Genomic DNA, 22927 nt, shown 5'->3' on the forward strand with positions numbered 1-22927 from the left:
CACCGCATGTGAACTGACCCCATAAAGTTGGACGGTTAGTTTGCTAAGCGGCCAAGGCCTGAGTCCTGTACTGAACGGGACTCAGGCCTTTTAGTTTGAGCTTGATGCGGTCGTGATTGTAATAGCGGATGTAGTCAGTCAAGCCATCGCGCAACTCATCGACGGTGGAAAACTTGTTCAGGTAGAAGAACTCGGACTTGAGGACTGCGAAGAAACTCTCCATGGCCGCGTTGTCGAGGCAGTTGCCCTTGCGTGACATGCTCTGCACGAGCTGGCGTTCACGCAGCTGGCGTTGGTAGGCCGGCATCCGGTATTGCCAACCCTGGTCGGAGTGCAATAGTGGCCTATCACTTGGTCCGAGCTTGGCCAGTGCTTTCTTGAGCATCGAGTCCACTAGTTCGAAGGCAGGGCGTTTGCTGGTCTCGAAAGCGACGATTTCGCCGTTGTATAAATCCAGCACTGGCGAGAGGTACAACCTTTCTCCGGCCACGTGAAATTCGGTCACATCGGTTACCCATTTCTGATAAGGGGCTGCTGCCTTGAATCGGCGCCGCAGCTCATTGGGCGCAGCCTGGCCTACCTCGCCTTTGAACGAACGATACTTCTTCGGTCGCACCAGCGATTTCAAGCCCAGCGTGCCCATCAGCCGCTGGACCGTCTTGTGATTGACCTGCTGTCCAAACTGGCGTAATCCGGCCGTGATGCGCCGGTAGCCATAGCGTCCCTTGTGGCAATTGAAGAGCGTACGAATCTGCTCCTTGAGCTGCTCGTACTTGTCGGCGCCCTGAAGAGATTTGTGCTGGTAATAGAAAGTGCTGCGCGCCAGGTTGGCCAGCTTGAGCAGGCAAGCCAATGGAAACAGCTGCCTTAGTTCATGCACTACTTGCGCCTTTTCTGCGGCACTTGCTTCTGCCGGGCTTGAACTAAGGCTTGCAATTTTTTTGTGTAAGCAAGCTCCATGCGCAACTGCTTCACCTCAGCTAGCAACTGCTCGCGACTGAGTTTGTCATCGTCCTGCGCACTATCTGGTGCTGGGGCTGGTTCTGGCGTTGTCACTGCTTTGGGTCGTCCACGTGGGCGTGGGATCAATGCCTCAAGGCCTCCATCCCGGTATGCGCGCTCCCAGATGCCAACCATTGCGTGGTGACGAATGTCGAACCTGGCGGCAGTCTGAATCATTGAAGCTTGATTTTCCCACATGTGCCGCAGTACCGACAATTTGAACTCGGCACTGTATGTGCTGGACTTCTTGCTGAGCCCCGCGCTCCCATGCAGCCGATAGGCCATGACCCATCTTTGCAGCATGGCATGACTCGAAAGCCCGTGCCGCTTCGCCATCGCATGGTAGCCAGCTGATCCGTCCGACAGATACTCTTGAACAACCGCGAGCTTGAACTGCTCGTCGTACTTCGCCATAGAAAAACCCCCAAAGTTGTGTCCAACTTTTGGGGGGCAGTTCAGTTGTTGCGGCGTGCTTGTTTTACTGCGTCGGGTTCGGTTCCCCCACCGGGCTGTTCACTGCCCTGGTCGGCGGCGGCATCTGCACCTGGTTCGGCGGCGGCGGAGCCTGTTCCTGCTGGCCCTGCTGCCCTTGCTGCGGCTGGGCCATGGTCGGATCGGGCGGCGGCGGCGGCGCATCCTGGCCCGCGCTCGGGCTATCCGCCGGCACCGGCCCCATGTTCGCCGGCGCGACCACGGCGCCCGGCGCGGTCTGCGGCTCGATACCCGGTGCCGGTGCGGCGGCTACCGGCTGCGGTACTGGCGGCGCCATGCCCGGCTGGATGGAGGGGCCCGTATCGGGTGCCAGGTCGACGCGTTTCATCACGCCGCCTTCGGACAGCATCACGTATTTCGGATGCACCTCGGCCACCGTCACGCCCGGCACGATTTCGCGCCCGATCCGTACCGCCTTCGGCGGCGACCCCTCGGCCACCAGGATCACGGCGCTGTTGCTGCCGGCCGAGATGACGCCGGTGAGCTGGTAGTTGGAAATCGCCACCGCGGTCGGCTGGCCGCCGAACAGGTAGGCGGCCGCTTCCGGGCTCGGCTCGGCCTGCGCCACGGCGGGCGGCGGCGCCAGCGGACGCTGCTCGGGCTTGTACAGCTGCAGGAACCAGTAGGCGCATGACGCCACCAGCAGGACCAGCGCGAGCAGGGTAAAGAGGAGAGGCAGACGCTTGTTCATGGTTTCCTTCTTGTTCTTATCGTTTTTTCAGCTCACCTGACCAGCTGGTTGATCTCGATGATCGGCATCAGGACCGCCAGCACGATCAGCAGCACCACCAACCCCATGGCCAGGATCAGCACCGGCTCGAGCAGGCCGGCGATGGTCAGCGTACGGCGTTCGAGGTCGGCCTGCTGCGAGTTGGCGGCGCGCTCGAGCATGCTGGGCAGTTCGCCGGTAATCTCGCCGGCGCGGATCATGTGCACCAGCATGGGCGGGAAGTGCTTCTGCGCCGACAGGGCGCGCGCCAGGCTCACGCCTTCGCGCACGCTCGCGGTGGCCTGTTCGACCAGTTCGCGCATCGCCACATTCGACAGGGTATCGCGGCTGGTCTCGAGCGCGCGCAGGATCGGCACGCCGGAACCGGTGGTGATCGCCAGCGTGCTGGCGAAGCGCGCCGTGTTCAGGCTGCGCTCGAACTTGCCGTACACCGGGGCACTCAGCAGCCAGGTATGCCAGCGCCGCTTGAGGTCGGGATTGCGCAGGGCGCGCCGCCACAGCCAGAAGGCGCCGACCAGCAGGATGCCGACATAGATGCCGTAGGCCCGCACGAAGTCGGAAATCGCCAGCATCATCACGGTGAGGAAAGGCAGCTTCTGCTTGGTGTTGGCGAACACCGAGACAATCTGCGGCACCACGTAGGTGAGCAGGAAGATGACGATGGCGAAGGCCACCACGGTGACGATCGCCGGATAGGTAAACGCCAGGCGCACCTTCTGCACCAGGGCGTTGCGGCGCTCGATGTAGTCGGCCAGGCGCGACAGCACGCGCGAGAGCTGGCCGATCTGCTCGCCGGAAGACACCAGGGCGCGGTAGATCTCGGCGAAGTCGCGCGGGTGGCGCGACAGCGCAGCGGAAAAGGCCACGCCGCCGATGACTTCGGAGCGGATCGAGGCGATCAGGTCGCGCACATAGGGCCGCTCGGCCTGCTCGAGCAGGGCCGTGAACGCCTGTTCCAGCGGCAGCCCGGCTTCCAGCAGGCTCGCCAGCTGGCGCGTGAACAGCGCCAGCTCGACCTGCGACAGGCGCTCGCCGAAGCCGCGCGAGCGCGCCACGCCGGCTTCGTCCACCTGGGCGGCGATCTGCTCGACGTTCAGGGGCGTCAGGCCCTGGGTACGCAGGTCGGCGCGCGCCGAGCGCGGGCTGTCGGCATTGACCACGCCTTTTTTAGTCGCGCCGCCGGCGTCGACAGCCTCGTAGCGGAATGCTGGCATGTTAGTCCTTGGTCACGCGCACCAGCTCGGCGCGCGTGGTGGTGCCATCGGCCAGCCAGCGCTCGCCGTCCTCGCGCATCAACTTCATGCCCGACTTCTGGGCGGCGACGCGGATCTCGGCTTCCGAGGCCTGATTGTGGATCTGCGCGCGAATCTCTTCGGTGGTCTCGAGCAGCTCGTAGACGCCGACCCGGCCATGGTAGCCGGTGTGGCCGCAGCGCTCGCAGCCCACCGCATGCCAGCCGGTGCCGTCGCTGATCTTGCAGTGCGAGCACAGCTTGCGCACCAGGCGCTGCGCCATCACGCCCAGCAGCGACGAAGACAGCAGGAAGGGCTCGATGCCCATGTCCAGCAGGCGGGTCACGGCCGAGGCCGCATCGTTGGTGTGCAGGGTCGCCAGCACCAGGTGGCCGGTGAGCGAGGCCTGCACCGCGATCTGCGCGGTTTCGAGGTCGCGGATCTCGCCGATCATGATCACGTCCGGGTCCTGGCGCAGGATGGCGCGCAGGGCCTTGGCGAAGCTCATGTCGATGCGGGCGTTGACCTGGGTCTGGCCGACGCCGTTGAGGTCGTACTCGATCGGGTCTTCCACCGTCATGATGTTGGTGGTGGACGCGTTCAGGCGCGACAGCGCGGCGTACAGGGTCGTCGTTTTACCCGACCCGGTGGGACCGGTAACGAGCACGATGCCGTGCGGCTGGTTGATCAGGCGGTCGAACTGGGGCAGCATCTCCGGGCTCATGCCCAGGTGGCTCAGGTCGAGGCGGCCGGCTTCCTTGTCGAGCAGACGCAGCACGGCGCGCTCGCCGTGCCCGGTCGGCAGGGTCGAGACGCGCACGTCGACCGGCTTGCCGCCGATGCGCAGCGTGATGCGCCCGTCCTGCGGCAGGCGCTTCTCGGCGATGTCGAGCTGCGACATGATCTTGATACGCGAGATCAGCGAGGCGTGGATCGCCTTTTTCGGGCGCACGATGTCGCGCAGCGCGCCGTCGACGCGGAAACGCACGACAGACGTTTGCTCGAACGGCTCGATGTGGATATCGGAGGCGCCTTCGCGCAGCGACTGCGTCAGCAGCGCGTTGATCATGCGGATGACGGGCGCGTCGTCCGAGGATTCCAGCAGGTCTTCGATGGCGGGCACGTCCTGCAGCAGCCTGGTGAGGTCGAGGTCGGCGTCGAACTCGTCGACCACCTGCGAGGCGTCGCCGCCGGCGCCGGCATAGGCCTTGGCGATGGCGTCGTCGAGCTCGCCGCGCTCGAGGCGGCGCAGGGTAATGCGGCCGAAGCGGCGCGACACTTCCGCGATCGCGCTCGGCGCCGTGGCGCCGGAGACCAGCACCTCGACGGCCTGGCCCGGTTCGTCCCCGCCGCGCGCCAGCACGCCGTGGTCACGGGCGAAGGCGAAAGGCAACAGATTGTTCATGATCAGCTTATTTCTGGTTCGATGGCGTCACCGGACGGAACTGAGACTGCGGCACTGCCGGTTGGTTCTGTTGCCGCTGCTGGCCTTGGCGCATTTGTTCCTGCGTAGGCTGGCCGCTCGCCGCACCGGGGGCGCTGCCGGCTACTGGAGCCGCCTGCACCGGCGCAGTGGCCATGGTGCCGCCGACCGGCGGCTGGCCATTGGTCAGCGGCGGCAGTTGCGGCGCACCCAGGTTGCGCATCAGGATCGTGTCTTCCTGGCCGGCCTGGCCCGAGGCGCCGACGGCGCGCATGTATTCGTACCGGTCCATGGCCAGCGAGTGCGACGCTTCCTTGCTGCGCACCACGACAGGTCGCAGGAACACCATCAGGTTGGTCTTGACCCGGGTGCGGTTGCGGTACTTGAACAGGTTGCCCAGCACCGGAATATCGCCCAGGCCGCGTACTTTCTCTTCACCATCGCCTTCGGTGTCCTCAATGAGGCCGCCGAGCACGATGATCTGGCCGTCGTCGGCCAGCACATTGCTTTCGATTGCGCGCACGTTGGTGGTCAGGCCCGAGGCCGCGTTGCGGGTGGCCGGATCGACGCTCGAGTTTTCGTGGTAGATCGCCATCTTGATCGTGCCCCCCTCCGAGATCTGCGGGCGCACCTTGAGCAGCAGGCCGACGTCACGGCGGTCGACGGTCTGGAACGGATTGCCCCCTCCGGTCGCAGCCGTGGTCGTATATGAGCCGGTGATGATCGGGACGTTCTGGCCGACCTTGATCGTCGCCAGCTCGTTGTCCAGGGTGATCATGTTCGGTGTAGACAAGATGTTGGCATTGCCATCGTTTTCAAGGGCACGCGCCACCGCGCCCAGGCCGAGTTCGCCGCCCACCTGGCGGAACAGGCCGAAGGTCAGGCCGCCCGGGATGCTCGGGACCGAAGTGCCCGACAGGCCCTGGCGTGCAGCCGCGGCCAGGTTGACGATGTTGCTGCCCTGGAGGCCGCCGGTGAAGGACTGGATGCCGCCGACGCGGTACTTGTTGTCGGCGTCGCCCGAGGCGCCGATCCATTGCACGCCGAATTCCGAGGCCTTGTTGGAGGTCACTTCGACCACCAGCGCCTCGATGTAGACCTGGGCGCGGCGCACGTCGAGCTGGTCGATGACGTTGCGCAGGTTGCGGTAGACGGCGTCCGGCGCGGTGATGATCAGGCTGTTGGTCGAGGCATCGGCCTGGATGAAGCCCGAGCCTTGGCCGCCGCCGGCCCCGCCGGCGGTGAGCTGGCTCTGCTGGGCAAAGGTATTGCCGGTGCCGCCCATGCCGACACTGCTCTGCTGGCCCTGCTGGCCGCCGAGGCCGCCCTGGCCGGTGCCGCCGGTAGTGGAGCCGGCCTGGATCGAACCACCCGAAGTGCCCTGCTGCTGTACCGGGATCGCCGAGGCATCCTGCGACACCACGGCGCGCAGGGTCTGGGCGACGCGGCTGGCGTCGGCGTTCTTCAGGTAGACGACGTGAATATTGCCCTGCGTCGAGGTCTGCTGGTCGAGGCGCGCGATCAGCGACTTGGCCAGGTTGGCGCGCGCCTGCGAAGGTGCACGCACCACCACCGAGTTGGTGCGCGGGTCGGCCAGCACCGTGACGCGGCCGGAGTCGCCGCCGGCGCTCGGTTCCATCAGGCGGGTAACCAGGGTGGCGATGTCGCTGGCGATGGCATTGCGGATCGGGATCACGTCGAGATCGGCCGCCACCGGCGTATCGAGGGCGGCGATGATGCGGGCCAGGCGGCGCAGGTTGTCGGCGTAGTCGGTGATGACCAGGGTGTTGTTGCCCGGGTTCGCCATGATGGAATTGTTCGGCGAAATCAGCGGGCGCAGCACGGCGGTGAGGTTGGCCGCCGACTCGTACGACAGGTAGAACACCTGGGTGGCGATCTGGTCGCCGGTGGCCTTGCTGGCGCGCACGCCGCCTACCTGGGTCGGCGAGGACTGGGCCTTGGCTTCGGCTTCCGGCACCACCTTGGCATAGCCGTCGCCGCTGGTGACCACGGCATAGCCCTGCAGGCGCAGGGTCGAGGTCAGCAGGCCAAAGGCCTGGGTCTTGGTGAGCGACTTTTCCGACACCAGGGTGATCGTCCCTTTGACACGCGGATCGATGATGAAGGTCATGCCGGTGTAGTGGCCGATCGCCTTGATCACCGATTCGATGTCGGCGTTGACGAAGCTGAGCGCTGCGGCGTTCGCACTCTCCTGGGCCTGGACCGATGCCGGGAGGAATGTTCCGGCCGTGGTCGCGGCGAAGCAGCACAGCATGGCGCCGGCCGCGACACGGCGCATACTCGGCACGATGGGCAGGCGGAAGTGTGGTCGAGCAAAGGTGGTGCGGATGTTGTTAGTCATTATCTGAACTCGAGTGCGATTATGTTTTTGCCGTTCACCATGCGGCGCTGGCCCAGCAGGTTGAGCATATTGCCCAGCGATTGTTCGTATCCTTCGGCAGCCGAGGCCTGTCCCGAGAAACGGAGGCGGCCATTCTGCAGCATACCCGAGCCCGTCAGAACGAGCGCACCGCGCACGGTACGCAGGTTCAGGTCGGCCTGGCTGCCGCGCCAGTCGAATGCCATTTCATAACTGCCCAGCGGCCGGATAGGCGACATGCGCGAGCCCATGTCGCTCATGCTTAATACTGTCCTGCCCTGCACCGCCACCGTATTGGGCAAGCGCAGCAGATCGAGCGTATTCCAGACCAGACGGATGGTGCCGCTTGGCGCCAGCGTATTGAGCGGCGCACCCAGCCCGGCCAGGCCCTCGGCCGGCAGCAGCAGTTCGCCGCTGCTCACCTGCCACTGCGACCAGCTGCCGTCGATGCGCACGGGGCGTGCCAGCGCTTTCGGGTTTTCAAGTTCCATGTGGACTTGGCCCACCAGCACCAGCGGCGACAGGCGCCATGCGAAGCGCCCCGGCAGCAGCGGCGTCACCGCCCCGCCCTCGCCCGGCGCCCCGCCCACAAAGGCTGAGCCGTTCCAGAGCGTACCCTGCGCATCCCCCAGAGTCAAACGGCCGCCGGTCTGCTGCTCCACGATCGGCCCCAGCCAGGAAGCGGGCAGGAAGGCCAGCACCGTGACGAGCACGGCCAGTACTACCGGCACCACCCACAACAGCAGGCGCTTCATTGGGCCGGCGCGCTGGCCTGGCGCAGCGTGAGGGTGGCGTCGACCTGTCCCACCGCGGCGAGCGCGGTGAAGGTGGCGTCCTGCACCTGCACGCGGTTCTCGCGGCGCTGGGCGTCGAGCCAGGACACCAGGTTGGCGAAGGACACGCCGTTGAACTGGACCTTGGCATATTCGCCGGTCATGGTGACCGAGCCGGCCTTCAGGCCGCGCTGGGCCATGCTGGCATTCAGTGCCTCCGAACTCATGGGCGCTACCGGCGGCGCCGGGTTGGCGGCCAGGGTCTGGGCTTCGGCGGCCAGCGTCTGCAGCTGGGCGGCTTGCTGGCGCAGCGCGGGCAGCGAATGGCGCAGGCTGTCGCGCCCTTCGATGGCCGGCGCCAGCAGCAGCGCGTAGCCCAGCGCGACCGCGGCGACGATGCCGCCGACCGTCAGGAACTTGCGTTCCTGGTCGGTGCGGCCCAGCCACCAGGTAAGTGCGCGCTCACGGAGCGCACCGAATCTTGCGCCAAACTGCGCGCCGAGGTTTCCTGCTGCCTTCATTGTGCTGCTCCAGTGACGCCCGTGCTGCGGATGATCCAGGTAGCCGGTGCGCTTTCTTCCAGGCTCATGTTGCGTGCTTCCAGGATGGCGCGCAGCTGGGTCGTGGTGGCGGGGTCGACGGTTTCCGGTTTGACACGCACGGTGAGGGCGCGTTCGCGGAACTCCATTGATGCAATGCCGGGGGGACGCGCGAGGCCGCGTACCGCCTCGCCGAGCTGGCCGGCGATCCAGCCGAACTCGTCCGGGCTGACCTGGCCGCTGGCGGCCTTGGCGCGCGCGATGTTCTGGCGCATCTGGGCGACCGGATCGATGACCGGCTGGGCCGGATAGGCGCTGCGGAAGGTCTGGGCCATGCCCTGGCGTACCGCATCGGCCTCGCGCTTCAGGCGCAGCCATTCGATATTGACGCCGATGATGTTGACGACGATCGCCGCGACCGCGAGGCGGATCGGCCAGCGCCAGCGGCTCCAGTCGCGCTGGGCGACGCCGGCGGTGCCGAGGCCCGGCACCAGGTCCATGGTGCTGCTTTTGCTGCCTGCGATCCAGTGCTCCCAGGCTTCGCTTTCCAGCGTGATGCCGGGGCCGGCCTCTAGCAGCAGGGCCTGGTATTCGCCACGCTGTTCGTGCGGCACGTACAGGACCAGCGGCGCGTCGCCGGCCAGCGCGCGCGCGGTCTGCAGCGCGAGCGTCGGGTTGCCGTCCAGGGCCAGGCCCAGGCCTTCGTACTGGCCCTGGCGCAGCAGCAATTCTCCCTTGCCGATGGCGGCGCTGACGCTGCCCGGCTGCAGGGGCAGGCACAACTGGGCGGGCATGGCGGCCACCGCCTTTGCGCCCATGCCGAGCAGGGTCTTCACCAGCGGCTCGAACCAGTCGCGCTGGACCACGCCGACCGGGCGGCGGCCGTCCGGCAAGGCCGGGCCGGCCACCAGCACGCAATCGAGCGGATCGCCCAGGATATGTTCTTCGACCAGGGCCGGTAGGGCCGCACGCAGGCGCGCACCCGTCAGGGGCGGGGCCTGGACCGGCAGCAGGCTGACGTCGGCGCCGGCCAGCAGCAGCACCACGCGGCGGCTGGCGGCGACCGCGTCGCCCAGGTTGCGCAGGAGGCCTTCGCCCTGCTGCGCGATGGCCCCCGCATCGGACACCACCGCAAAGCGGCACAGCGCGCCCTCGCCTTCTGCGCGAGCCGGGTGCCGGATATAAAGAGTAGTCAAACTGTCTCGCTTTCTTCTAGTTCTGGCGGGTCCAGATCACTCGGGTTCCGCCGCCGACGCTGACCACCGGCGTTCGCTCGATCAGCGATTCCGCGTTCAGCGCCGCACGGTCGAGCCGGATTCGGCTCTGTACGATAAACCAACGGCTTTTGATGTCCCATGTCTCGGGCAAAGCGACGCCGCTTGCCGCCTGGCTCGAAAAATCCGCCGGGGTGCGCCATGCCGCGGTCTTGCGGCGCGCCACCAGGCTGTTGGCCTGGGACAGCGACATCCCCGGCACGATCGCCGACAGCAGCTCGGCCGGCACGGTATTCACATTCAGCTTCGTCGCCTCGTTCCCGTAGGGCAACACGATCAAGAAAGGGCGCAGCTTTGCCATGACTTCCGGGGTAACGCCCTGCACCGCCAGCAAATCGTCCACCTGCAGCACCGGGATCGGTACGCCGTTCGCCGGCGGTACCGGCGGCAGCGATGTCTGCGTCTGGATGGGCGGATCCTCCGGCGGGGGCTGCCCGTGCGGATTGCTCGGATCCACCGGCGCCGCTACCTGCTGTCCCTGTGCGACGAAGTCCGCTACCCGGTTTGCCAGGCGCGCATCGAGGCGCAGGTTGTCCAGCAGGCGGCGGAAGATCTCCACTTGCTCCGGTACCTTCTGGCGATCCTTTGCCAGGTTGACGAGATTGTAGCGCGACGTTGCGTCAATAATATTACCGGACAAGGTCGCATCAAACGTTTCTCCCTGCACCCGTTCGCGTTCGATGTACTGGTCGAGCCGGGTTTCGGCCAGCGGCGTGGCCCAGACCTGGTCGAGCGAGGTGTACTGCGAGGTGTAGGCATCCTGGCGCAGCACCAGGCTGGCCCAGTCGAGGGCGCCGCGCAGGATCCACTTGGTCTGCAGGTGCAGGCGCTGGTTTTCCATCGAGCGCACTTGCACCTGCTGCTGCCAGAACAGGCTGGCGACGATCGAGATCGCGAGCGTGGTCAGGAGCAGGGCCGTGACGACCGCGACGCCGCGCTGGCGCAGAAAGTGTGGCGGCCGGCGCATCAGGTCCCTCCCAGCAGGAAGAACTTGACCATCGGCACATCCCGGCCCTGCACGACCAGGCCGACCTGCAGGCCACTCGGGTCTTCGGCCTGGGCGCCGTCGGCGGCGGGGACCGGTTCGGTGCGCCACTGGTTGCCCTGCCAGGCCAGAATATCCATGCTCACCAGGCCGCTTTGCAGCGCCACCGGCGTCGACGCTTCCGACGGGGCGTCGCTACCGGCGGCCTGCCACAGCGCCTCGAGCTGGGCCAGGTCGCGCGTGCCGCGCGATTCGCGCCGTATCAATTTGCCGTCCACCACGCGGTAGGACACCACGACCAGCTGCGAGGGCTCGTTCTCGTTGTAAACCTTGCGCACCAGCATGAAACGCCCCGCGTCCCATAGCAGGTTGGGACGGCGGCCGATGATCTCGCGGCCGGCCAGGTGTTCGCAGTCGCTCTGCATCTGGGCAAAGGCCAGCTGCATGCCGCGCGTGGTTTCCATCTCCTGCGTGAGGGCGATACGGGCGCGCACGATGCCGTCCAGCCCGCGCCAGCCGAGCACGGCCAGGATGGCAAGGATGCTGATCGCCACCAGCAGTTCGACCAGGGTGAAGCCGCGGCGGCCGTGGCGACCTTGTGGGATGCTTGGGGTCATGTCCGTGCAGGCCTCAACACGAGCTGGACCAGTTTGACGATGCGGCGGCCCGGACGTTCGGCGTCGAACACCGAGACTTCGATCCGGCGCAATTGCGGGTTCGGGCTGGTCAGCACTTCTTCTTCGCAGATCAAGTTGAGCTCGCCTTGCGGGCAAGGAAAATTGCGCTTGCCGACTTCGGGGAATTCGCGGCCCAGGCGGATCTGCACCAGGCGGTTCTCGGCCGACCAGGTGGCCATCATGGCGGCGCGCAGGCCGTCGCTGTTGGCAGTCAGGCTGCCGACGGCACGCAGGCCGGCCCCGAGCGCGGTGCCGACGATGACCAGCGCGACCAACACTTCGAGCAAGGTGAATCCGCGGGAGCGTGCGCGCATCGTCATTCCAGGTTCATTCGACGGTAAAGTGGCCGATGCCGTCGGCACGGATGGCCACTGCGTTGCCCCCGGTGGCGAGGGTCAGCACGAAGGGTTTGTCGACCGGCTCGCGCCCGAAGGTGATGCGCACGGTGCTGGGATCGCTGCTCATGCTCGGCTCCAGCACCAGTTGCAGCGGGGCGCCGCGGAACGTGCGTTCGCGCAGCAGGTCGTCGCGGGTGACCGGCTCCCAGCCGGTGTCGTTGCGCACCACGAAGCGGTATCGCTCGCCATTGGCCTCGAAGGCCACCTGGCGGTTGCGCACGATGGCTTCGTCACGCGCCAGCTGCAGCAGCAGGGCCAGGCGCTGGGCCTCCTGCTGCAGGTTCTGGCGCGGCGAGGGGATGGCGTTGAGCGAAGCGAGACCCAGCGTGATGCCGATGATGACCATCACCACCAGCAGCTCCACGAGGGTGAAGCCGGCGCTCAGTAAGCCACTGCGGCGACGGCCTAGGGCGCTCCGGGCCCGCATGGAAAACCTTACTCCCAGGAACCGACGTCGGCATCCTCGCCGGTACCGCCGGGCTGGCCATCGGCGCCCAGCGAGAAGATGTCGACTTCGCCATGGATGCCCGGCGACAGGTACTGGTAAGCATTACCCCATGGATCCTTTGGCAGCTTTTCCATGTAGCCGCCGTCTTTCCAGCCGTTCGCGGACGGGCCGGAAGTCGGCTTGGTGACCAGGGCCTGCAGGCCCTGCTCGGTGGTCGGATAGCGCTGGTTGTCCAGCTTGTAGAGCTTGAGCGCCTGCGACATGGTGGCGATGTCGGTCTTGGCGGCGGTCACGCGCGCTTCACCGGTGCGGCCCAGCAGTTTCGGCACGACGAGGGCGCCGAGGATGCCGATGATCACCACGACAACCATGATCTCGACCAGGGTGAAACCGCCTGCGCGGCGCTGCTTGCGTTGCGAATCAATGTGCATGGATGCTCTTTGTAAGAAGGTCGATTGAAGGCTGACAGTATAAGCCACCACGTTGGCAGGGGCCACCACGTGCACCGGAGAAATTGTAAGCCGAAGAGCAAGTTTAATTCTGTCTTAAAGCAGTCTTGTTTTTGTACTCATTTCGCTGCGCCTGCCCGGGCCTTGCATACCGGACAAGCCGGCTGGCGGGCCACCTTGAGGGCGGTCCATTCCATGGCGCGGCCGTCGAGCAGCAGCAGGCGTCCGGCCAGCGGCTCGCCGATGCCGGCGACCAGCTTCATGGCCTCGGCAGCCTGCATGGCGCCGACCACGCCGACCAGGGGCGCGAACACGCCCATGGTGCTGCAGGCCACGTCCTCGAAATGGCTGTCCTCGGGGAACAGGCAGGCGTAGCACGGGGTTTCCGGCTGGCGCGTGTCAAAGACCGACAATTGACCGTCGAAACGGATGACGGCGCCGGAAACGAGCGGCTTGCCCTCCTGCACACAGGCGCGGTTGACGGCGTGGCGGGTGGCGAAGTTGTCGCTGCAGTCGAGTACGACCGTGGCCGCGCGGACGAGTTCCAGCAAGCGTTCGCCGGTGGCGCGTTCGCGCAGCGCCGTGACCTCGATCTCGGGGTTGATGGCGAGCAGGGCGGCGCGGCCGGAGTCGACCTTCGGCTGGCCGATGCGGGCGCTGGTGTGCATGACCTGGCGCTGCAGGTTGGTCAGGTCGACCTCGTCGTCGTCGACCAGGGTGATGCGGCCGATGCCGCTTGATGCCAGGTAGAGCGCGGCGGGGGAGCCGAGGCCGCCGGCGCCGATGATCAAGGCGCGGGCATCGAGCAGGCGCTGCTGGCCCTCGATGCCGATCTCGTCCAGCAGGATGTGACGGGAGTAGCGCAGCAGTTGGGTGTCGTTCATGCAGCAGGCCATGCTTTCGTAGGGTGGGCGGCTCGTAATCCTGGCCACTGGCCAAGATTACCCCACGTGGTGAATAGTTAGCGGCGAGATCATCCGGCGCGAGATCGAAGCCTTTAGCGATCATCGCGTGGGCGTTCGTGATTCAGGGCACTGCCCGAAATCACCCGCCCACCCTACTTTTTAGGCGCCTTGATCTCCGGCGGCTTCTGCTCCGTCCCCGGCAAGGTCTTCGGCGCCGCCGGCTTCTCGGCTTCCGGCTCCGCCTTGGCCAGTTGCACCGGCAGTCCCTTGAAGTGGTTGATCGCCTGCGCCAGCTGGAAGTCGTCCTTGCTGCCGTAGTCGAGCGGCTTGCGGTCCTTCAGCTGGGCGATCGCGCGCTGCTGGGCGTCGAGCGCTTCCTTCTGGTCCCTGGCCGCCTGGGCCGAAGGTTTCCCACCTTCGCCTTCGCTTGCCAGGTGGCGCTGCAGGTCCGCTTCGCGCACGCGCAGCACGGCCAGCGCGTCGCCTTCGGCGGTTTCGTCGACGCGCAGGTCGGGCACGATGCCGGTAGCCTGGATCGGGCGACCCTTCGGGGTGTAGTAGCGCGCCGTGGTCAGCTTGACGGCGGTGTCGGCAGAGAGCTGGCGCAGGGTCTGCACCGAGCCCTTGCCGAAGGTCTGGCTGCCCATGACGATGGCGCGCTTGTAGTCCTGCAGGGCGCCGGCCACGATCTCGGAAGCCGAGGCCGAGCCGCCGTTGACCAGCACCACCATCGGCACGGTCTTCAGGCCGGCGGGCAGGCCGGCCAGCGGGTCGGCGCCGCGCTGCGAATAGAATTCGCGGCGGCCGTAGAACTGCTGGTTGGAGTCCGGCAGCTGGCCCTTGGTCGACACGATCAGCTGCTCCGGCTGCGGCAGGAAGGCCGCCGACACGCCGATCGCGCCCGGCAGCAGGCCGCCCGGGTCGTTGCGCAGGTCGAGTACCAGGCCCTTGATCTCCGGGTTCTCGGCATACAGGGCCTTGGCCTTCTTGGCCAGTTCCTCGACGGTGTTTTCCTGGAACTGGCTGACGCGCAGCCAGGCATAGCCCGGCTCGATCATCCTGGCCTTGACGCTGGCCACCACGATTTCCTGACGCAGCACCGGCACCACCCAGGGGCGGTCCTCGCCGCGACGCGCGATGGTGAGGGTGACCTTGCTGCCGGCCTTGCCGCGCATGCGCTTGATCGCTTCGTCGAGCGACATATTGCGTACCGGGACGTTATCGATGCGGGTGATCAGGTCGCCGGCCTTGATGCCGGCCTTGTGCGCCGGGGTGTCCTCGATGGGGGCGACGATCTTGACATAGCCGTCCTCGCTGGCGACCTCGATGCCGACGCCGACGAACTTGCCCTGCACCGCTTCCTTCATCTCCTTGTAGGCCTTCTGGTCCAGGTAGACGGAGTGCGGGTCGAGCGAGGCGACCATGCCGCCGATGGCTTCGGACAGGAGCTTCTTGTCCGAGACCGGTTCGACGTAGTCGGTCTTGATCAGGCCATAGACGTCGGCCAGCTGGCGCAGCTCGTCGAGCGGCAGCGGCGAGCCGATTTCCTTCTGTGCGTGGGCCGAGAACTGAAAGGACGCGGCCACGCCGGCCACCATGCCCAGTCCGATCAGCCCGAGATTCTTTGCCTTACCCATAGATGGTGTCCCTAGAATTTGACCCAGCCTGCCGGATCGAAGGGCTGGCCGCGATGCCTGAGCTCAAAGTATAGCCCCGATTCCTCGTTGCCGCCGGTATTGCCCGCGCTCGCGATCACGTCGCCGGCCTTGACCATGTCGTTGGCGCGCTTGAGCAGTGCCGAGTTGTTTCCGTAGATCGACAGGTACTCGCCGCCATGGTCGATGATGATCACGTTGCCCCAGCCGCGCAGCCAGTCGGCGTGCACGACGCGTCCCGGTCCGGCTGCGCGCACCTCGGCCCCTTCCGGCGCCTTGATGAACATGCCCTTCCAGCTCGGCCCCTGGCCGCGGCGGGTGCCGTAACGGGCGGCGACGCTGCCGTTGACCGGCACTGTCAGGCGCCCCTTCAGGCTGGCGAAAGCCCCGGCCGGCGCCGGCGGCGCCAGCGCCACTTCCGGCGGTGGCGGTGCGGATGGCTTGGTTTCCGCCGGTTTCGGCTGCTCCGCCACCATGGGCGGTTCCGGTTCCGGCACCGGCTTGGTGCCGGGCTTGGCGTTCTGGCGCGCGATGCGCTCGCGCTCGGCCTTCTCGGCGGCGGCCTTGGCGCGGGCCAGGGCACGCGCCTTTTCTTCCGCTTCGGCCTTGGCCTTGGCGGCGGCCAGGGCGGCCTGGCGGCGCTGTTCGGCCTCGGCCTGCTCGCGGATCAGGCGCGACAGGCGGTCCACCAGGCCCGACATGCGCTGTTCGTCGCGCTGCAGGCGGTCGACCTGCTTGCGCTGGTCGGCCAGGCGGGTCGACAGGTTCTGCAGCAGCGCGGCGCGCTTGGCCTTTTCCTGTTCCAGCGTCTGCTTCTGTTGCTGCTGCTCGCTGGCAATCTCCTGCAGCTCCAGCTGGGCGTTCTCGACCTTGTCGCGGTTGGCCTCGACTTCGGCCAGGTTGGCGCGCAACGAGCCCAGCAGTTTTGCCTGGGCCTGCGACACGTAGGCCATCATCTGCAGGTCGCGGTTGATCCGGTTCGGGTTATCGCCGGACAGCAGCAGCTTGATGCGGTCTTCGTTGCCGGCCACGTAGTGCTCGCGCAGCAGTTGCGACAATTGTTTCTTTTGATTAACAATTGTTTGCTGCAATTGCTCGCCTTGGGTCGACAGCTCCTTGAGACGGGTGCTGGTCGCATCCTGTTCCTCGGCCAGCTCGCGCAGGGCGCGGTTGGCATCGGAAATGGCGGCCTCGGACGCGGCCAGCTCGTCGGCGGCGTCGTCCCGGGCGTCTTCCGTACGGGCGATATCGCGCTTGATCGCCTCCAGTTTCTGCTGGATACCGGCGCGCTGCTTCTCCGCAGCCGCCTTCTGGCGGCTGCGGTCGGTCTGGCGTTGGGCAAGGGCGGAATCGGAGAGCGCGAGGGCCAGCAGCGCGAAGGCAAGAGAACTGAGGAGCAGACTGCCGGCCGACTTCGTGAATGGCAAACGCAAGACTTACTTCGCCTTCCCTTGGTTGGCCACGGCCGCCACGGCGGCGGCGATCGCTTCCTGGTCGCCCAGGTAGTAGTGCCTGATCGGTTTCAGGTTTTCGTCCAGTTCGTACACCAGCGGCTGGCCATTCGGGATGTTCAGGCCGACGATGTCGGTGTCGCTGATGTTGTCCAGCATCTTGATGATGGCGCGCAGGCTGTTGCCGTGGGCCGAGATCAGGATCTTCTTGCCGGCGCGGATGGCCGGGGCGATTTCCTCGTCCCAGCACGGCATCACGCGGGCGACGGTGTCCTTCAGGCATTCGGTCAGCGGGATCTGCTCTTTCGACAGGCCGGCGTAGCGCGGGTCGTTGAAGGAAGTGCGCGGATCGTTTTCTTCCAGCGCGGGCGGCGGGGTGTCGTAGCTGCGGCGCCAGACCAGCACCTGCTCGTCGCCGAATTTCGCTGCCGTCTCGCCCTTGTCCAGGCCCTGCAGGGCGCCATAATGGCGCTCGTTCAGGCGCCAGTCGTTCTTCACCGGCAGGTACATCATGTCCATCTCGTCCATCGCCAGCCACAGGGTGCGGATCGCACGCTTGAGCACCGAGGTGTAGGCCACATCGAAGGTGAAGCCGGCTTCCTTGAGCACGCGGCCGGCGCTTTTCGCCTCGTCGATGCCTTTCTCGGTCAGGTCGACGTCGGTCCAGCCGGTGAAGCGGTTTTCCAGGTTCCAGGTGGACTCGCCGTGGCGCATGAATACGATTTTGTACATAAGCTCTTCTCTAAGGATGAAAAACTGCGATTGAAATCCGGTCCAGCATCTTATTTTATAATGCGCCGATTCAGTTCAACCATTGGAACCCTTGTGAATTTCATTCTCGATAATATCTTCGTGGTGGCGATCGCCGTGATTTCGGGCGGCGCCCTGCTCTGGCCGGCCCTGGGCCCGCGCGGCAAGCGCGCCACCCCGCTGCAGGCCACGCAGATGATCAACCGCGGCAAGAGCCTCGTGCTCGACGTCCGTTCGTCGGAAGAATTTGCCGCCGGCCACCTGCGCGACGCAAAACACATCCCGCTGGCAGACTTGGGCAAGCGCATCGGCGAGCTGGAAAAGTCGAAGAACCGTACCGTCATCGTGGTGTGCCAGACCGGCGCCCGCGCCGACAAGGCGGTGCGCCAGCTGCAGGCTGCCGGCTTCGAGGACGCCCATGCGCTCGAAGGCGGCCAGGCAGCCTGGATCGCCGCCGGCCTGCCGGTGACCAAGTAACGCGAGTAAGCACGCAAGTAAGCACGCAAGTAAGAACTCAGGAGGAAGTACCATGACCGCACACGTCGTTCTCTACCACACCGCCAGCTGCCCCTACTGCGTCCGCGCCGAGCGCCTGCTCGAAGCCAAGGGTGTGACCGATATCGAACGCATCCGCGTCGACCTCGATCCGGAGCAGCGCCAGATCATGATGCAGCGCACTGGCCGCCGCACCGTGCCGCAGATCTACGTGGGCGACACCCACGTCGGTGGCTTCGACGACCTGTATGCACTCGACCAGGCCGGGCGCCTGGATCCGCTCCTGAAGGGCGAATCCGCGTGATTTGACGGGCTTTGGAGACCGCGGCGTTGGGGGTATTGCATCCAAATTGATTTTGATACAATTGCCGTCGCGTTTGACCAAAGTACCGGGACGGCGCGCCCGTCCATCCTTAATTTAGAAAGCGTTCCATGTCTGACGAAAACCTGCAACCAGTATTCCAAATCCAACGCGTCTACCTGAAAGACATGTCGCTGGAGCAACCGAATTCGCCGGCGATCTTCCTCGAGCAGGAAGCACCGACCATCGAAGTGTCGCTGGACGTCGGCGCCGAGTCGATCGCCGAAGGCATCTACGAAAGCACCGTGACCATCACCGTCACCGCCAAGCTGAAAGACAAGGTCGCTTTCCTGGTCGAAGGCAAGCAGGCAGGCATCTTCGAAGCCCGCAACATCCCGGCCGAACAGATGGATCCGCTGCTGGGCATCGGCTGCCCGAACATCGTCTACCCGTACCTGCGCGCCAACATCGCTGACGTGATCAGCCGTGCCGGCTTCCCGCCGGTGCACCTGGCCGAGATCAACTTCGAAGCCTTCTACCAGCAGCGCCAGGCCGCCATGGCCCAGGCTGCCGCAACTCCGGCACAGTAAGGCTGGCTTGCTGTACCCATCCACGGACGCCGCAAGGCGTCCGTGCCTCCGGCGCCCCGGTCACTCCGCCTTCGGCCCGCCATGATCCTATCCCGACTGCTTGCAAGCGTGCTCCTCCTGGCAGCACCGGCTGCGTTCGCCTTCGACTTCAAGAGCGTCGGCGCGGCCCCGGTGATCCTGTACGACACGCCTTCCACCAAGGGCGCCAGGATGTACATCGCGCCGCGCGGCATGCCGCTGCAGGTGATATCGAGCTACGGCGACTGGGTCAAGGTCCGCGACGCCAACGGCGACCTGGCCTGGACCGAAGCCAAGGGCCTGAGCCCGCGCCGCAACCTGGTGGTGCGCACGCCCGGCGCCAAGGTCTTCGCCGGCCCGGACGAGACCAGCCAGGTCCTGATGACCGCCGACAGGGGTGTCCTGCTCGAACTGGTCGACCCGACCGCCCTCGCCTGGATCCGGGTACGCCACCGCGACGGCATCGACGGCTATGTCCGCGCGAATGATGTCTGGGGCCTGTGATGCCCCGCTGTTTTGGCTGAATGCGCATGCAACAACAAAAAACATCCTCCAAGATCACCGTCCTGGGCGCCGGCGCCTGGGGCACGGCCGTGGCCATCGCCCTGGCCGCCCGCCACGACGTGCTGCTGTGGGGCCGCAATCCCGGGCAGATGGCGGAAACCGCAGCAGCGCGCGAGAACCTGCATTACCTGCCCGGCCACCCGCTGCCGGCCTCCCTGCAAGTCAGCGCCGACTTCGAGGCCGCGCTGGCCCACGTGGTCGAGGCGTCGATCGGCGAAGCACCGCTCCTGATCCTGGCCTGCCCGGTGGCCGGCCTGCGGCCGCTGCTGGGGCAGCTCAAGGGCCGCGCCGTTCCGAACGTGGTGTGGCTGTGCAAGGGCTTCGAAGCCGGCACCGGCCTGCTGCCGCACCAGGTGAAGACCGAGGTGCTGGGTGATGACGTACCCGGGGCGGCGCTGTCCGGCCCCTCGTTTGCCCAGGAGGTGGCGCGCGCCCTGCCCTGCGCCCTGACCGTGGCCTCGACCTCGGAAAACCTGCGCGAGCGCGTGGTCGCGGCCGCGCACGGCAACAACCTGCGCGTCTATTCCTGCGACGACATGGTCGGCGTGGAAGTGGGCGGCGCGGTGAAGAACGTGATGGCGATCGCCACCGGCGCTGCCGACGGCCTGGGCCTGGGCCTGAACGCCCGCGCGGCCCTGATCACCCGCGGGCTGGCCGAGATCACCCGCCTGGGCGTGCACCTGGGCGCACAAGCCGGCACCTTCATGGGACTGACCGGCATGGGCGACCTGATCCTGACCTGCACCGGCGACCTGTCGCGCAACCGGCGCGTGGGGCTGGCGCTGGCGCAAGGCAAGCAGCTCGACACCATCGTGGCCGAACTGGGGCACGTAGCGGAAGGCGTGCCGTGCGCGAAAGCGGTGCGCGAACTGTCGCGCAGGCTGGGGGTCGAGATGCCGATTACCGAGGCGGTGGCCGCGGTGCTGTTCGATGGCGTGAATGCGACGGAAATGGCGCAGCGCTTGCTGGCAAGGGATCCGAGGGATGAACTGGCTTGAGCCGGCGACTGCTCAGGCAACATTGGCGTGAACAATGCCACCCTACGAATGAGGACAAACCCTGCCGGCGCTTCAGTTCCCCGATCCACGCGGATCATTCGTCGGCCCACCCGTACGCACCGGCCCCAGCAGGATGGTCAGCAAGGCCACCGCATCCTTGTTGGCGCGAACGGCATGCGGTTCCCCGCCCGCCAGGTACACCATCTCGTTCGGCCGCAGAATCGTGGTGCGCCCGTGCGCGTCGAAGGCGATTTCGCCTTCCAGGCACAGGAGGGTCATCTCGCCTTCGACCCGATGCTCCGGCATCGGCTTTTCCTTGGGTAGCACCAGCCGGATCAGTTCCATGTGCTCGGTCTTGATGAGCGCAATCGACGTGAAATGGGCGATGTCGTCGTCGCCGCGCTGTAATACGATGCGCTCGCCCGAAACTGCGTGTTGCAAGGCCATGTCGCCCTCCTTATTCGGTTGATTCCTGTTCTTCCCGCTGTTCCGGCAGCTCGGGTACACCGCGCAGCCAGGTCACCAGCGGAAACGCATCCTTCATCCCGCTCGCCAGCTGCGGCACCAGCAACTCGGGGGAGTTGAGCAGCAGCGGCACCTCGACCCAGACGAAATAGCTTTTCAGCTTCAGGTACTCGACCAACGGATGGTTCGGGTCGACGCCTTTCGGAGGCCGCTGCAGGACGTCCTCGAACTGCAGGTCGCCATAGGTCGCGCGGAGATGCTTATTCTTCAACATTTTGCTGAACCCTGTCGCATCATTGATCACGTGCTGGCGGATCGCCTTCAGGCGGTGCGCCGGGGGCAGGTATTCGCCCGCGCCGAACAGCAGGTTTCCATTGGCCTCGATATGAAAGTAGTAGGTCGGCCCGCCCGCCACGCTCGGGCGGCGCTTGTTGAGCGGCGCGATGCCGGCCGAGAAATGGGTCTTGTAGGGCCGCTTGTCCTTCGCGAAGCGCACGTCGCGGTGGATGCGGAACAATGCCTTCTTGGGATCGCAGCCGGCCACTCCCTTGTCGAACGTGCCTAATTCCTGGATCAGATCGGTGACGACTTGCAGGAACTCGGCACGCAGGATGTCATAGCGTGGTTTGTTCCAGAGGAACCAGGGCCGGTTGTTGTTTTCGCTGAGCTCGTTTAGGAATTGCGTCAGGTCACGCAGGTGCATGAAAAGGTCCGAAAGGGTTTACTGGGGCTGGCGCGGGCGCCGGCCTACGGTGACGTCGAGCGTGGCCTCGCGGTTCTTGCGCAAGATACGCAGCGGCGCTTTTTCGCCCGGCTCGAGCTGGGCGATCAGGTTGAGCATCTCGCCGGTGTTGGCGACGGTCTTGCCGCCGACGGCAACCAGGATGTCGCCCGGCCGCATGCCGGCACGGTCGGCCGGTCCGCCGCGCACCACGCCGGCGATGATCGCGCCGCTCGAGCGGCCCAGGCCGAAGCTTTCGGCCAGCTCGGGCGTGATGTCCTGCGATTCGATGCCGATCCAGCCGCGCACCACCTGGCCGTGCTTGACGATCGAGTCCAGCACCATTTTGGCGGTGCTGACGGGAATGGCGAAGCCGATGCCCACCGAGCCGCCGGTCTGCGAATAGATGGCCGAGTTAATCCCGAGCAGCTGGCCGTTGGTGTCGACCAGCGCCCCGCCCGAGTTGCCGAAGTTGATCGCGGCGTCGGTCTGGATGAAATTCTCGAAGTGGTTGATGTGCAGGTTGTTGCGCCCCAGCGCCGAGATGATGCCGAGGGTGACGGTCTGCCCCACGCCGAAGGGGTTGCCGATGGCTAGCACCACGTCGCCGACGCGCGCCGCGTCCGGGTCGCCCAGCACCATCACGGGCAGGTTGCGTTCGCCGATGCGGATCACCGCCAGGTCGGTCTCCGGGTCGGTGCCGACGATGCGCGCCGAGGCCTTGCGCCCGTCCGCCAGGCCGACCTCGATGACGTCGGCGCCTTCGATCACATGGTTGTTGGTCAGGATGTAGCCGTCGCCGCTGACGATCACGCCCGAGCCGAGGCTGGCCAGCTGCTCGTTGGGCGGCATGCGGTCGCCGAAGAAGCGGCGGAAGAAGGGATCCTTCAGCAGCGGATGCGTCTCGCGCGTGGTCTTGCTGGTGAGGATGTTGACGACGGCCGGCATGGCGCGCCCGGCCGCCTCGCGGTAGCTGCCGCTGGCCGGCACGCTCGGCCCCTGCAGCACAGGGACTTTCTGCCCGGCCGGGCCGAGCGCCACTTGGGTGGGCGGCCGCTCCAGCCATTCGGGACGCAGTGTGGCGACCACGAAATACAGCGCCAGCGCGACCGTGACGGCCTGCGCGAACAGCAGCCAGAAACGCCTGAAGGCGCCGGGCTGGCGCCGCGGGCGGGTTCCCTGCGGCTTGAGTTCATGGACGCTGTCGTTCAT

At 66.2% G+C, this 22927-nt stretch carries 25 protein-coding genes; 5 read left to right on the plus strand and 20 right to left on the minus strand.

What is annotated here, in order from left to right:
- Positions 1-43 precede the first annotated feature (43 nt).
- The 17 genes from MA09_RS24310 to gpmA form a co-directional block, all read right to left on the minus strand.
- Positions 44-1416 (minus strand): IS3 family transposase gene (locus MA09_RS24310; protein WP_152594750.1). Its coding sequence is split into 2 segments (ribosomal slippage): positions 44-945 and positions 945-1416, totalling 1374 coding nucleotides; the frame shifts between segments, so codons are not numbered across the junction.
- Positions 1417-1480: 64 nt separating this feature from the next.
- Entirely contained in the window at positions 1481-2185 is a 705-nt protein-coding gene (locus MA09_RS21065; protein ID WP_036252870.1) for a hypothetical protein, read from the minus strand.
- A 32-nt stretch (positions 2186-2217) separates the two neighbouring features.
- Positions 2218-3438: a type II secretion system inner membrane protein GspF gene (gene gspF, locus MA09_RS21070; protein WP_036252871.1), complete on the minus strand. Its 1221-nt coding sequence runs from the start codon at positions 3436-3438 to the stop codon at positions 2218-2220.
- Between the two features lies 1 nt (position 3439).
- Positions 3440-4861, minus strand: coding sequence for a type II secretion system ATPase GspE (gene gspE, locus MA09_RS21075; RefSeq protein WP_036252872.1), 1422 nt, complete (start codon positions 4859-4861; stop codon positions 3440-3442).
- Positions 4862-4868: 7 nt separating this feature from the next.
- Positions 4869-7241, minus strand: coding sequence for a type II secretion system secretin GspD (gene gspD / locus MA09_RS21080; RefSeq protein WP_051933675.1), 2373 nt, complete (start codon positions 7239-7241; stop codon positions 4869-4871).
- Positions 7241-8014 carry a type II secretion system protein N gene (gspN, locus tag MA09_RS21085; RefSeq protein ID WP_036252873.1) on the minus strand — a complete coding sequence of 258 codons (774 nt, stop codon included), beginning with the start codon at positions 8012-8014 and terminating at the stop codon, positions 7241-7243. Before gspN ends, gspD begins: the two co-directional genes overlap by 1 nt.
- Entirely contained in the window at positions 8011-8553 is a 543-nt protein-coding gene (gene gspM, locus MA09_RS21090; RefSeq protein WP_036252875.1) for a type II secretion system protein GspM, read from the minus strand. The genes gspN and gspM overlap by 4 nt, the downstream gene beginning before the upstream one ends.
- The gene (gene gspL, locus MA09_RS21095) at positions 8550-9767 is read right to left on the minus strand and encodes a type II secretion system protein GspL (protein ID WP_036252877.1); all 1218 of its coding nucleotides are present in this window, start codon (positions 9765-9767) and stop codon (positions 8550-8552) included. Before gspL ends, gspM begins: the two co-directional genes overlap by 4 nt.
- Positions 9768-9783: 16 nt before the next feature.
- Positions 9784-10812 carry a type II secretion system minor pseudopilin GspK gene (gene gspK / locus MA09_RS21100; RefSeq protein ID WP_036252879.1) on the minus strand — a complete coding sequence of 343 codons (1029 nt, stop codon included), beginning with the start codon at positions 10810-10812 and terminating at the stop codon, positions 9784-9786.
- Positions 10812-11447 (minus strand): type II secretion system protein J, encoded by a 636-nt coding sequence (locus MA09_RS21105; protein ID WP_036252881.1) that lies wholly within the window; start codon positions 11445-11447, stop codon positions 10812-10814. Before MA09_RS21105 ends, gspK begins: the two co-directional genes overlap by 1 nt.
- Positions 11444-11827 carry a type II secretion system minor pseudopilin GspI gene (gene gspI, locus MA09_RS21110; RefSeq protein ID WP_036252882.1) on the minus strand — a complete coding sequence of 128 codons (384 nt, stop codon included), beginning with the start codon at positions 11825-11827 and terminating at the stop codon, positions 11444-11446. Before gspI ends, MA09_RS21105 begins: the two co-directional genes overlap by 4 nt.
- A 7-nt stretch (positions 11828-11834) precedes the next feature.
- Positions 11835-12332 carry a type II secretion system minor pseudopilin GspH gene (gspH, locus tag MA09_RS21115; protein ID WP_036252884.1) on the minus strand — a complete coding sequence of 166 codons (498 nt, stop codon included), beginning with the start codon at positions 12330-12332 and terminating at the stop codon, positions 11835-11837.
- An 8-nt stretch (positions 12333-12340) separates the two neighbouring features.
- Positions 12341-12784, minus strand: a complete 444-nt coding sequence (gene gspG / locus MA09_RS21120; protein WP_036252886.1) for a type II secretion system major pseudopilin GspG — start codon at positions 12782-12784, stop codon at positions 12341-12343.
- 137 nt (positions 12785-12921) lie between these two features.
- Positions 12922-13686: a molybdopterin-synthase adenylyltransferase MoeB gene (locus tag MA09_RS21125; protein ID WP_036253666.1), complete on the minus strand. Its 765-nt coding sequence runs from the start codon at positions 13684-13686 to the stop codon at positions 12922-12924.
- 173 nt (positions 13687-13859) lie between these two features.
- Positions 13860-15344, minus strand: coding sequence for a S41 family peptidase (locus MA09_RS21130; RefSeq protein ID WP_036252888.1), 1485 nt, complete (start codon positions 15342-15344; stop codon positions 13860-13862).
- A gap of 11 nt (positions 15345-15355) precedes the next feature.
- Positions 15356-16789 (minus strand): peptidoglycan DD-metalloendopeptidase family protein, encoded by a 1434-nt coding sequence (locus MA09_RS21135; RefSeq protein WP_081897739.1) that lies wholly within the window; start codon positions 16787-16789, stop codon positions 15356-15358.
- Positions 16790-16798: 9 nt separating this feature from the next.
- Complete coding sequence (gpmA, locus tag MA09_RS21140) at positions 16799-17545, minus strand: 2,3-diphosphoglycerate-dependent phosphoglycerate mutase (protein ID WP_036252890.1); 747 nt, start codon at positions 17543-17545, stop codon at positions 16799-16801.
- Positions 17546-17638: 93 nt separating this feature from the next.
- Between gpmA and MA09_RS21145 the strand changes: the two genes are divergently transcribed.
- The 5 genes from MA09_RS21145 (at position 17639) to MA09_RS21165 (ending at position 20529) form a co-directional block, all read left to right on the plus strand.
- Positions 17639-18040, plus strand: a complete 402-nt coding sequence (locus MA09_RS21145; RefSeq protein ID WP_036252892.1) for a rhodanese-like domain-containing protein — start codon at positions 17639-17641, stop codon at positions 18038-18040.
- 52 nt (positions 18041-18092) lie between these two features.
- Positions 18093-18362 (plus strand): glutaredoxin 3, encoded by a 270-nt coding sequence (gene grxC / locus MA09_RS21150; RefSeq protein ID WP_036252894.1) that lies wholly within the window; start codon positions 18093-18095, stop codon positions 18360-18362.
- A gap of 128 nt (positions 18363-18490) precedes the next feature.
- Positions 18491-18949, plus strand: a complete 459-nt coding sequence (gene secB, locus MA09_RS21155; protein WP_036252896.1) for a protein-export chaperone SecB — start codon at positions 18491-18493, stop codon at positions 18947-18949.
- A gap of 81 nt (positions 18950-19030) precedes the next feature.
- Complete coding sequence (locus tag MA09_RS21160) at positions 19031-19471, plus strand: SH3 domain-containing protein (RefSeq protein WP_036252898.1); 441 nt, start codon at positions 19031-19033, stop codon at positions 19469-19471.
- 26 nt (positions 19472-19497) lie between these two features.
- Positions 19498-20529 (plus strand): NAD(P)H-dependent glycerol-3-phosphate dehydrogenase, encoded by a 1032-nt coding sequence (locus MA09_RS21165; RefSeq protein ID WP_081897740.1) that lies wholly within the window; start codon positions 19498-19500, stop codon positions 20527-20529.
- Between the two features lie 72 nt (positions 20530-20601).
- Here MA09_RS21165 and MA09_RS21170 read toward each other — a convergent pair whose 3' ends face one another.
- Genes MA09_RS21170 through MA09_RS21180 form a run of 3 tightly spaced genes read right to left on the minus strand, consistent with a single transcriptional unit; the run spans position 20602 to position 22927 of the window.
- Positions 20602-20976 carry a cupin domain-containing protein gene (locus MA09_RS21170; protein WP_036252903.1) on the minus strand — a complete coding sequence of 125 codons (375 nt, stop codon included), beginning with the start codon at positions 20974-20976 and terminating at the stop codon, positions 20602-20604.
- Between the two features lie 10 nt (positions 20977-20986).
- A complete protein-coding gene (locus tag MA09_RS21175; protein WP_036252905.1) occupies positions 20987-21697 on the minus strand; it encodes a DUF2461 domain-containing protein in 711 nt (236 codons plus the stop codon).
- Between the two features lie 18 nt (positions 21698-21715).
- Positions 21716-22927, minus strand: coding sequence for a Do family serine endopeptidase (locus MA09_RS21180; protein ID WP_081897741.1), 1212 nt, complete (start codon positions 22925-22927; stop codon positions 21716-21718).

This window comes from Massilia sp. BSC265, assembly GCF_000740675.1.
Classification (GTDB): domain Bacteria; phylum Pseudomonadota; class Gammaproteobacteria; order Burkholderiales; family Burkholderiaceae_D; genus Telluria.

Excerpts from the sequence above, each read along its gene's own strand:
- MA09_RS21170 (WP_036252903.1), bottom strand. The coding sequence starts at position 20,976 with ATGGCCTTGCAACACGCAGTTTCGGGCGAGCGCATCGTATTACAGCGC.
- MA09_RS21065 (WP_036252870.1), bottom strand. The coding sequence starts at position 2,185 with ATGAACAAGCGTCTGCCTCTCCTCTTTACCCTGCTCGCGCTGGTCCTG.
- MA09_RS21175 (WP_036252905.1), bottom strand. The coding sequence starts at position 21,697 with ATGCACCTGCGTGACCTGACGCAATTCCTAAACGAGCTCAGCGAAAAC.
- gspD (WP_051933675.1), bottom strand. The coding sequence starts at position 7,241 with ATGACTAACAACATCCGCACCACCTTTGCTCGACCACACTTCCGCCTG.
- gspG (WP_036252886.1), bottom strand. The coding sequence starts at position 12,784 with ATGCACATTGATTCGCAACGCAAGCAGCGCCGCGCAGGCGGTTTCACC.
- MA09_RS21130 (WP_036252888.1), bottom strand. The coding sequence starts at position 15,344 with ATGGGTAAGGCAAAGAATCTCGGGCTGATCGGACTGGGCATGGTGGCC.
- gspK (WP_036252879.1), bottom strand. The coding sequence starts at position 10,812 with ATGCGCCGGCCGCCACACTTTCTGCGCCAGCGCGGCGTCGCGGTCGTC.
- gspN (WP_036252873.1), bottom strand. The coding sequence starts at position 8,014 with ATGAAGCGCCTGCTGTTGTGGGTGGTGCCGGTAGTACTGGCCGTGCTC.
- gspF (WP_036252871.1), bottom strand. The coding sequence starts at position 3,438 with ATGCCAGCATTCCGCTACGAGGCTGTCGACGCCGGCGGCGCGACTAAA.
- gspE (WP_036252872.1), bottom strand. The coding sequence starts at position 4,861 with ATGAACAATCTGTTGCCTTTCGCCTTCGCCCGTGACCACGGCGTGCTG.
- MA09_RS21165 (WP_081897740.1), top strand. The coding sequence starts at position 19,498 with ATGCAACAACAAAAAACATCCTCCAAGATCACCGTCCTGGGCGCCGGC.
- grxC (WP_036252894.1), top strand. The coding sequence starts at position 18,093 with ATGACCGCACACGTCGTTCTCTACCACACCGCCAGCTGCCCCTACTGC.
- MA09_RS21105 (WP_036252881.1), bottom strand. The coding sequence starts at position 11,447 with ATGACCCCAAGCATCCCACAAGGTCGCCACGGCCGCCGCGGCTTCACC.
- MA09_RS21180 (WP_081897741.1), bottom strand. The coding sequence starts at position 22,927 with ATGAACGACAGCGTCCATGAACTCAAGCCGCAGGGAACCCGCCCGCGG.
- MA09_RS21125 (WP_036253666.1), bottom strand. The coding sequence starts at position 13,686 with ATGAACGACACCCAACTGCTGCGCTACTCCCGTCACATCCTGCTGGAC.
- gpmA (WP_036252890.1), bottom strand. The coding sequence starts at position 17,545 with ATGTACAAAATCGTATTCATGCGCCACGGCGAGTCCACCTGGAACCTG.
- gspH (WP_036252884.1), bottom strand. The coding sequence starts at position 12,332 with ATGCGGGCCCGGAGCGCCCTAGGCCGTCGCCGCAGTGGCTTACTGAGC.
- secB (WP_036252896.1), top strand. The coding sequence starts at position 18,491 with ATGTCTGACGAAAACCTGCAACCAGTATTCCAAATCCAACGCGTCTAC.
- MA09_RS21160 (WP_036252898.1), top strand. The coding sequence starts at position 19,031 with ATGATCCTATCCCGACTGCTTGCAAGCGTGCTCCTCCTGGCAGCACCG.
- gspM (WP_036252875.1), bottom strand. The coding sequence starts at position 8,553 with ATGAAGGCAGCAGGAAACCTCGGCGCGCAGTTTGGCGCAAGATTCGGT.
- gspI (WP_036252882.1), bottom strand. The coding sequence starts at position 11,827 with ATGACGATGCGCGCACGCTCCCGCGGATTCACCTTGCTCGAAGTGTTG.